The organism is Streptomyces hydrogenans (assembly GCF_014656075.1).
GTDB lineage: Bacteria > Actinomycetota > Actinomycetes > Streptomycetales > Streptomycetaceae > Streptomyces > Streptomyces hydrogenans.
This window is the reverse complement of the sequence record NZ_BNBS01000198.1, coordinates 1-9,350: the sequence shown is the minus strand read 5'-3', so window position 1 is coordinate 9,350 and position 9,350 is coordinate 1. Positions and strand designations below refer to the sequence as shown.

6 protein-coding genes are annotated in these 9,350 nt (G+C 76.2%); all 6 read right to left on the bottom strand.

The window, feature by feature from the left end; translation table 11 throughout:
• Positions 1-269: 269 nt before the first annotated feature.
• Positions 270-1,595 (bottom strand): vWA domain-containing protein, encoded by a 1,326-nt coding sequence (locus IE321_RS39425; RefSeq protein ID WP_190226476.1) that lies wholly within the window; start codon positions 1,593-1,595, stop codon positions 270-272.
• A gap of 50 nt (positions 1,596-1,645) precedes the next feature.
• On the bottom strand, positions 1,646-3,103 hold the full coding sequence (locus IE321_RS39420) for a PP2C family protein-serine/threonine phosphatase (RefSeq protein WP_190226475.1): 1,458 nt from the start codon (positions 3,101-3,103) through the stop codon (positions 1,646-1,648).
• A gap of 2 nt (positions 3,104-3,105) precedes the next feature.
• Positions 3,106-5,655 (bottom strand): serine/threonine-protein kinase, encoded by a 2,550-nt coding sequence (locus tag IE321_RS39415; protein WP_190226474.1) that lies wholly within the window; start codon positions 5,653-5,655, stop codon positions 3,106-3,108.
• Complete coding sequence (locus tag IE321_RS39410; protein ID WP_190226473.1) at positions 5,652-6,929, bottom strand: coiled-coil domain-containing protein; 1,278 nt, start codon at positions 6,927-6,929, stop codon at positions 5,652-5,654. The genes IE321_RS39415 and IE321_RS39410 overlap by 4 nt, the downstream gene beginning before the upstream one ends.
• Before the next feature lie 39 nt (positions 6,930-6,968).
• Positions 6,969-8,000, bottom strand: a complete 1,032-nt coding sequence (locus IE321_RS39405) for a glutamate ABC transporter substrate-binding protein (protein WP_190226472.1) — start codon at positions 7,998-8,000, stop codon at positions 6,969-6,971.
• 11 nt (positions 8,001-8,011) lie between these two features.
• Positions 8,012-9,350: GlnX family signal transduction membrane protein (locus tag IE321_RS39400; RefSeq protein WP_229916784.1), on the bottom strand; the 1,339-nt coding region annotated here is incomplete at its 5' end.

Genomic DNA, 9,350 nt, shown 5'->3' with positions numbered 1-9,350 from the left:
GGGGAAGCCGGGGCGGTCCGGGCCGCCGGGGGCGGCGGGGGTCGGGTGGGGGTAGCCGTACGCCGGGGGCGGCGGGCCGGGGGGTCCGGGAGGGCCCGGGGGGCCGGGGGGCGGAGGGGGAGGCGGCGGTACGGCACCCGCCGGCGCACCCGCCCCGGCCATGCGATGGCCGCAGACCTCGCACCAGTCGTCGGAGACCGACTGGTGTCCGTTCGGGCAGGTCGGCATGTCGGTGCTTCCCCCTCTCGTCGTCCGGCCCGCTGGCCGGGCTACCTCTTGACGCGAACGGTCTTGGTGGAGCGGGTCTCGAGTGTCATCTCGTCCGCCTCCGCGACCTTCGCCTTCAACCGCACAGTACCCGCCGCCGCGTCGACCACGTCCACCACCTTCGAAAGGAGTTTCGCGGTGTCCGCGTTCCCGGAGGCGGCCGCCAGCTGCACCGCGCGGCCCAGTTTCGCGGTCGCTCCGTCCTGATCGCCCGATTTGCGGGCGTCCAGACCGGCCTGGATGGCGTCCGCGAGTTCCGCCTGGCCCGTGTAGTGCGCGACCTGCGGGTTGATGGCCGTGGTCATCGCCACGTCGTGCGTCCACACCGCCCGTATCAACCCTTGGGACACCGGCCGGGCGTCGCCGCCGGCCGGGTCGGGGACGATCAGGGAGACCCGGGCGGCGAGCATCTCCTGCCCGACCGCGTTCGCCGGCACCCGCACGCGCACGTGGTAGTCGCGGGACTCGTCGCCCCAGGAGCCGGTGGGGTAGTCCCCGGCGCGCGGCCCGGTGTCGGCGCGCCGGCCGGTGAGGTCCGCGACCGCGGGGGCGACCTGCTTGACGAAGACGACCTCCGCGCCGACCGGCGTCCACAGCCGCAGGGCCACGTCGGCGACGCCCTTGCCCATGACGTTCTCCATCATGGCCGTGAAGTCGGCGGCGAGACCGGCCGGGTCGGCGACGATGTCGGCGGAGCCGAGCAGCGCCGAGGCGATCCCGGTGACCTCCTTGACCTCCCAGTCAGTGCCGACGCCGCGCGCGTCACAGGTGAAGCGGCCCGCGCAGGCGTCGAGCGCGGCCCGCAGCGACTCGGGCGACTCGTGCTCGTTGCGCCCGTCGGTGAGCAGCACGGCGTGCCGGATGACCAGGTCCTCGCCGCCGAGGAGCGCGTCGGCCAGCCGCAGCCAGGTGCCGATCGCGGTGCCGCCGTCGGCGTGGAGCCGGCCCAGCGCCTCCTTGGCCTCGGCGCGGGTGCGGGCGCCGGCGACGGCGAGGCGTCCGTCGCCGGGGTAGAGCGGGGTGGCGACGTGGTTGCCGGCGACGACGGCGAAGGAGGTGCCGTCGCGGAGGGTGTCGATCGCGGCGGCGGTGGCGGCCCGGGCGCCCTCCATCTTGGTCGGCGGGTAGTCCATCGAGCCCGAGCAGTCGACCATGATCACCACTCCGGCGGGTCCGCCGGCCGTGACCCCGGTGGCCCCGCTGGTGCCGCCGCCGGTCGCGGTCACGGTGACCACGGCGTCGACGTCCCGCCCGCCGACCGGCAGGTACTCGTTCTGGTAGACGTCCACCGAGAACTGCGGCACGGACGGCTTGGCGAAGTTCGCCATCTGGTTTCGGCTCCTCGGAGGGGCGTGCTGGCGCGAGTGGTGACGGGGGGTCAGGAAGAGCCTGCCCCCGCGGGCGGCGGCGTGAACGGCGTCAGCGCGACCGTGATGTTGTCGTGTCCGCCGCCGTCGAGGGCGTGGCCGACGAGGACCCGCGCCGCGTGCAGCGGCCGGAGCGCCGCGTCGGCGGGGAGGGCCCCGGCCATCGCCTCGGCGGCCTCGGCGTAGTTCCACAGCCCGTCGGTGCAGACCACGACGACCCCCGGCCGGTCGGGCTTGAACGCGGCGGTGTGCGGCTCCAGTTCGTACGCGTCGGCGCCGAGCCAGCCGGTGATGGCGTGGGCCCGCTCGTCCGCGTACGCCTGCGCCTCGTTCATCAGGCCCGCCTTGACCATCTGCGCGGCCCACGAGTCGTCCTCGGTGAGCCGGGCGGCGGGCGCGGTCCGGTCGTCGGGCACCCAGTAGGCGCGGCTGTCGCCGACCCAGCCGACGACGAGCAGCCCGTCGGTGACGACGGATCCGACGATGGTGCAGGCGGGGGAGTTGCCGCCGGGCGGGGCGTCGGCGCCGTCCCCGCCGGTGCGGGCCAGCGCGGTGACGGCCTCGGCGGCGGCGACGATCGCCTCGTGCATCGCCTGCTGCGGGTGGGTGCCGCGCGGCAGGGCCTCGCCGATCACGGCGCCGGCGGCGCGGGCCGCGGCGGCGGACGCCTCGTCGGGGCGGTGGGCGGAGGAGACGCCGTCGCAGACGATCGCGACGGTGGCCGGCCGCCCGTCGGGCAGGCTGGTCTCGGTGAGCGCGAAGGAGTCCTCGTTGCGGTGGTGGCGCAGGCCCCGGTCGCTGACCGCGGCGACCGTGCCGAGCTCGCGCTCCATGTGGTCGCGCTCGCGGGGCTGGGCGTGCCCGCAGTTCTCGCAGTACCCGTCCCCGTCGACCCGTCCGGCGCGGCAGGCCACGCAGGTCCCCTCGGCCGGCTCCCCGGGGTCCGCTCCCGGGGCCGCAGCGGGGGCCGCCGTCGCGGGGTCCACCCGCACGGCCACCCGCGGGTCGGGCGCGGCCAGCTCGAAGTCGCCGCCGCCCCGCACCGTCTCCCCGCTCGGCGGCACGGGCTCCGGCCCGGCCTCCGGCGTCGGCGCGGGCGTGGGGGGCGCGGACGGTGCCGGGGCGGCGACCGGTGCCGAAGCCGCGGACGGTTCCGGTGCCGCGACCGGTCCGTCCGTGCGCACCGGCACCGTCGGCAGGTCCCGGCCGCCCGAGTCCGTGCCCGGCAGCTCGCCGGGGTGCTGGGTCAGCGTCGACAGCGAGCCGGGGTCCCGGGGCGGCGCCTCGGGCCAGACGGGCGCGGCGATCGGCATGGTCGGCCGGTCCTGGCCGCCGGGCGGCTCCACGGTGGCCGACAGGTCGTAGCCGCAGGCCCCGCAGTAGCGGTCCCTGGGGTCCACGGGCTCCGCGCACTCCGGGTTCGGGCAGGCGGCGAGGCCGTGCGACGGCGGCTGGGGCTTCTGGTCCATCCTCACACCCACGTCCTGGGGCGGTAGCGGTTGGCCCGCTCCACCAGTTCGATCCTCTCCTCGCCCCGCTGGGCGAGCCGGGCCAGCACCCGGTAGGCGCGCTCCAGGCCGAAGCGGAGCCCGCTCTCGTCCAGGGCGCTCCCGAGCAGCGGCTCCCCGCCGCCCGGCGCGGCACCGGGACTCCCGGAGAGTACCCAGTCGAGGGCGGTACCGAGCACCTCCGTCGACAACCGCTCCCGGCGCACCGGGTCGAGCCCGAAGCCGCCCAGCGCCGAGACCTGCGCGGCGGCCGCCGTCAGGTCGGCGCCGAGCGGTTCGTGCGGCGGGCGCCGCCGCAGCCGCGCCCGGACGGCCGCGACCCGGGCCGCCGTGTAGTGGATGGACGACTCCGGTACGGATTCCAGCGCGGCGACCGCACCCGTGCGGTCCCCGGCCGCGAGCCGCACCCGGGCGAGCCCGAAGGCGGCGCTGACGAAGCCGGGGTCGGTGGCCCACACCAGGTGGTAGTACTCGGCCGCGTTGTCGAGCTGGCCCAGCACCTCGGCGCAGACGCCGAGCGCCAGCTTGGGCGCGGGCTCGCCGGGGAAGGCGTCGTAGACGGCGTCGAAGGCGAGCGCCGCGTGTGTCAGGTCGCCGCCCACCAGCGAGGCCACGCCCCGGTGCCAGACCACCCGCCAGTCGTCGGCGTCCCACTGCTCCAGGGCGCCCAGGGTCTGCCCGGCGGAGACCAGGTCCCGCAGGTCGAGCTGGGCCCGCAGGGCGCGCAGCCGCAGTTCGGGGGTGTCGGCGGGCGCGGCCCGCAGGGCCCCGAGGAGTTCGGCGGGCGCGGCGGCCAGCAGGCCGGCGAGGAAGCCGGCGTTGGCGTCCGCCGGGTCGACCCGGGGGACCGGCAGCGCGAGCGCGGTGGCCGCCACGTCGAGCGGGGCGAGCAGCGAGGCGAGCTGCTGCCCGGCCGGGATGCCCGCCGCGGCCGGGGGAGCGGCCCGGCCGGTGCGGCGGGCGCCGAGCACCGACACGTCCTCGGTCCGCTCGGCGAAGAGCACGGTGTCGGTGACCCGCACCTCGGCGCCGAAGAGCGTGGACAGCGCGGGCCGGGGCCGCCCGGACTGGAGCGCCACGACCTCCCGCAGCACCCCGGTCAGCTGCTCCGCCATCTCCTCGGCGGAGGCGAAGCGGCGCGCCGGGTCCGGGTCGGTGGCGCGCACCAGGAAGCGGTAGAACGACTCGTACCGCTGGAAGACGTCGATGTGCTGCGGCTCGGGCAGCGAGTCCGCGAAGACGTTGGTGTAGCCCTGGAAGTCGAAGGTGAGCACGGCGAGGGTGCGGGCCACCGTGTACAGGTCGCTGGCGACCGACGGGCCGACCTCCGCGACCTCGGGCGCCTGGTAGCCGACCGTGCCGTAGATCGCCGACTCGTCGTCGTCCATCCGCCGGACCGCGCCCATGTCGATGAGCTTGAGCTGGTCCTCGGACTGGATCGCGTTGTCCACCTTGAAGTCGCAGTACAGCAGGTTGCGGCTGTGCAGGTGGCCGAGCGCCTCCAGCGCCTCGATGCCGTAGGCGCACGCCTGCTCGACGGGGAGCGGGTCGCGCCGGCCCTGGGGGGTCCGCCGGTCGTTGGCGATCTCCTTGAGGGACTTGCCGCCGACGTACTCCATGACGATGTAGCCGTCGAGGGAGCCGGTGCGCGGGTCGAGGTGCTCGACGAAGTTGTAGATGCGGACGATGTTGGAGTGCTCGATCTCGGCGAGGAAGCGGCGCTCCGAGATCGCCGCCGCCATGGCGTCCTGGTCGCCGGTGTCGAGCAGGCCCTTGAGGACCACCCAGCGGTCCGAGACGGCCCGGTCGACGGCGAGGTAGATCCAGCCGAGCCCGCCGTGCGCGAGACAGCCCGCCACCTCGTACTGCCCGTGCACCACGTCACCGGCCCGCAGCTTCGGCACGAAGGAGTACGGGTGCCCGCACGAGGTGCAGAAGCCCTCGGTGCGGCCCGGCCGGTCGCCGCGCGAACGGCCCACCGGAGCACCGCAGTCGGAGCGGGAGCAGAATCGCTTCCGCTCGGGCACCTCGGGGTTCGCCATCACCGCCGCTCGCGGGTCGGGGCGCGGCACCTCCGGGATCGAGACCAGCCCCGCGCCCAGCCGCTTGCGCGCCGACTGCGCGGTCGACGAACCGGAGCTGCGCACCGACACCGAGCGGCCCGTGGCCTGCCCGGACAGCGCCCGCGACAGCCGTCCGGAGACCGAGCGGCGCGAGGACGAGGAGCGGGAGGAGGCCCGCGAGGACGCCCGCGAAGAGCTGTGCGCGGACGACGAGTCGGGCCCCCAGGCCGCCGCCTCGGACGGCGTGCCGAGGCCCGCGCCCGTGCCGGTGCCGCGCTTCCCGGGCACCGCGATCCCGGTCGGGTTGGCCTGGAGCCGGCCGCTGGGCGCCACCACCGGCGCGAGCCCGCAGGTGTCGCAGTACAGCTCGCCGCCGCCCACGTCCTCGTACGCGCCCTCGCACGCGGGCCGCTGGCAGCCGCCCGCCCCGCCCGCCGCCTGACCGCTCACCACTGTCGTCCTCCCGTGTCCGACGGACCGGACAGCAGCTCGGCCACCGCCCCCTGGTAGCGCAGCACGGCCTGTTCCGCCGCCCGCAGGTCGCAGGGCGCGCTCCACAGCATCCGGCGCGCCGTGTCGTACCGCTCGGTGAGGAACGGGTCGTCCGCCCCGCCGAGCCGGGTCGCCTTCGCCCGGTACGCGTCGAGCCGGCCGCGCAGCTCCGCCCGCACCGCGAGCGGAGCCGTCACCGCCGTCAGCGAGTCCCGGGCCCGCAGCAACTCCTCCTCCGCCTCCCGCTCCAGCGCGTCGAGCAGCGGCGAGAGCCGGTGCCACAGCGCGTGCCGGCGGTACTCGGCGGCGGCCTGGAGCCGCTCCTGGAGCGCGGTCGGCGGCCCGCTCACGGCCGGCACCTCCGAGGCGGCGATCTTCGCGAGCACCTCGCCGCGCGCCACCCGGGCCTCGGCCAGCGTCCGGTCAGCCCGGGACAGCACGTCCCGCAGCCGCAGCAGCCGATCCTCGGAGTCCTGCCGCACCGCGAGGACCGCCTCGATCTCCCGCCGCACGTCCTCCAGCGCGAGCGCCGCCCGGTCGTACCGCACGGTGTCGGGACGGCCCCCGCCGGGCGCCGAACTGCCCGCCGTCGGGCGCCAGAACGCCAGCGGGTCGGTCACCACGACGGACCGCAGCTCGGTCAGCTCGGCCGTGATCGACTCCAGCTCGTCGCCGGCCGGGTGCTCGCCGGGGCGCACCCCGACCGAGTGCGCGAGCGAACGGGTCCGGCCCAGCTCGGCCGCGAGCAGGTCTATCCGCGCGGGCAGCGCCGACCACACGGCGTCCGCCGTGACGACCACGTCGAGCGAGGCGGCGTACAGCTCGTTCATCCGCCGCACCAGCCCGTCGAGGGTGAACCGCTCGGCCAGCAGCGGCTGTTCGCCGGCGCCGCCGGGCACGTGCACCGTGTCGCCGCGCAGCCGCTCGGTCAACTCCGCCAGCTCCTCCCGGTTCGGCCACTTGTGCCGCGACCGGACCTCCCGGGCCTCCCGCAGCGCCGCCGTGTAGGCGTCGAAGCAGCTCCAGAGCAGGGTGATGGCCCGCTCGGTCTCCGCCCAGCGCTCCCGGGTGGTGCCGGTCAGCCCGGCACCTTCGAGGAGCCGCCGACCGGCGTGGTCCTGGAGCGCGAGGAGCGAGTCCTCGACCGCCTTGTGCTCCGCGCCGAGGCGCGCCAGCGCACGGTCCACCTCGTCCCGGTCCATCACCGGCCCGGGGGGTCCCGTGACGCCCATCGCTCTCCTCATCTCGTTCGTTCGTGCGGGGGACCCGGTCTAGCGGTACAGCGGCTCGGGCGGTTCGGCCTTCCCGAGCCCGGCCTCCAGCCAGATGCCGTACGCCTCCTGCCAGCGTCCCTTGCGGTAGTCCTCCAGGACCTTGTTGACCCGGCGCACCAGGTCGTCGTTGCCGAGCTTCGCCGCCACCCCGTAGTACTCCTTGGTGAACGGCGTCCCCTTGAGTTCCACCGCCGGGTCCTGCGCGGCCTGGCCGGCCGCCAGCGCGTTGTCGGTGACGACCGCGTCGACCTCGCCCATCTGGAGCCGGGCCAGGCAGTCCAGCTGGTTGGGCACGGTCAGCAGGTTGCGGTCGGCGGGGGTGCCGTCGCCCTCGTCCCTGATGACCGCGCCGAAGGACTTCTCCTCCAGGGCGTCGTGGGCCGTGGAGCCCTCGGCGGTGCAGACCCGCCGGCCCTTCAGCGAGGCGTCGTAGCCGGTGATCGGGGAGGTCTTGGGCGCCAGGACCTGCTGTCCGGCCTGGAAGTAGGCGGTGGAGAAGGCCACCTGCTCGATCCGCTTGCAGTTGATCGTCATCGTGCGGACCACCAGGTCCACCTTGCCGCTGTCCAGCGCCGCGATCCGCTGGTTGGTGGGCACGGCGCGGAAGACCACCGCGTCCTCGCTGCCCAGGAGGTCCTTGGCTATCGCCCGGGCCAGGGTGATGTCGAAGCCCTCCAGCGTGCCGGTCTCCGGGTCGCGGAAGCCCCAGCGGTAGCTGGACTGGTCGACGCCGACGATCAGCTTGCCCCGCTGCTTGATCGCGGCGACCGAGGGGCCGTCCTCCGTCGAGGGCCGCAGCGACGCCTCCGGGTGCGCGCAGGTGTCGGCCTTGACCTGGAGGCCGGTGGCCACGCCCGGTCCCGGCCCGAACGGTCCGGCGGGCGTGCCCGCGTCGGCCGCGTCCCGGGCCAGCGGCAGCAGGGTGAGGGAGGCGGTCAGCGCGCAGGCCGCGCCCATCGCGGCCACACCGCCCCAGCCCCGCAGGCGCCGTGCCGCCCGTCGCGCCACCGGCTCGCCGTCGTGGGTCATTCCGCCCCCTCTCACCGGTACTCCGACAGTCTTCGGTTGATGCCGAGCACCGCGCCGAGGGCGCCGAGGGCGCCCAGCGCGGCCGCGCCCAGCGGCAGTCCGGTCAGCGCGTCCACCGCTCCGCGCGCGGAGCCGGTGAACTGCTCCTGCTCGTGCGCGAGCGCCCGCTCCAGGGCCGCGTCGACCTGGTCGAAGGACCAGCCGGCCGAGTCCTTCGGCTCCGCGGTCCCCTTCGGGCCGATGATCCGGTCGAGGGCGCCCTGGTAGTCGCCCGCCTCGCCGAGCTCCCGGGCGGCGGCGTGCCGCTCCTGCCACTCGCGGGCCCGGGCCGTCGCCTCGGTCAGCGGCGCCCGCCCGGCCTCGTCGTCGGCGAGCCGGGTGGCGCGGGCGAGAGCGTCGGTGAGCGCCGCCATGCCCGTCGCGTACTCCGCCTCGTACTTGTCGTTCTTGCCGTCCTCGGTGAGGACGGCGCCCCGGGCGACCTGCGTCAGGTTCTCGTTGGCCCGGGCCTTGAGGGAGCTGATCCGCGCCTCGTTGAGGAGCTGGAGCGACTGCTGGCCCTCGGTCCGCGCGGAGCCCAGGCCGGCGCGGGCCACGGTGTGCGCCCCGGCCAGCCAGAGCAGCACCAGCAGGGAGGCGGCGGTCGCGGCGAGCAGCCCCCGGCTGAACACCCGGTTGGTCCGCCGGTACTCCCGCCGCTGCGCCCAGACCAGGACCCCGAGGGCGAGCGCCCCGGCGCCCAGCGCCAGGTACGGCCAGGCGCGGGCCTCGTCGTCGTCCCGGTGCAGCCGGGCGGTCTCCGCCGCGTACAGCCGCTCGGCGGCGGGCAGCAGGCGGGTCGTCATCTCCTGGTTGGCGTACCGCAGGTACGCGCCGCCGAGCGGAAGACCCTGCCGGTTGGCGGCCCGGGCCCGCTCCATGAGGCCCGCGTAGCGCGGCAGCAGTTCGTTGAGCGCGGTGATCTCGCGGGCGGACTCGTCGGAGCCGTTCGTGTTCGCCGCGGCCTTGACCAGCAGTCGGGAGGCGGTGGCCAGGTCCCGGTCGTAGCGGGCGCGGGACTCGGCCGGTTCGAGGGTGCCGGCGAGGAAGCCGGCGGCGGCGGTGGAGTCGGCGTCGGCCAGGGAGCGGTAGATCGCGGCGGCGTCGGCGCTCAGCGGCTGGCTGCGCCCGACGACGTCCTCGGCCGAGGTGGTCCGGTCGGCGGCCTCCAGGCCGGCGACCGTGCCCAGCGCCAGGACGAGCAGCGCGAGGACGGCGCCCAGGATCCGCAGCCGGCCCGGCTCGGTGGTCGCGGCCTCCCGCAGCACCTCGCGCCCGGTGGCCCACGCCCCGCGCGCGGGCGGCGGCGCG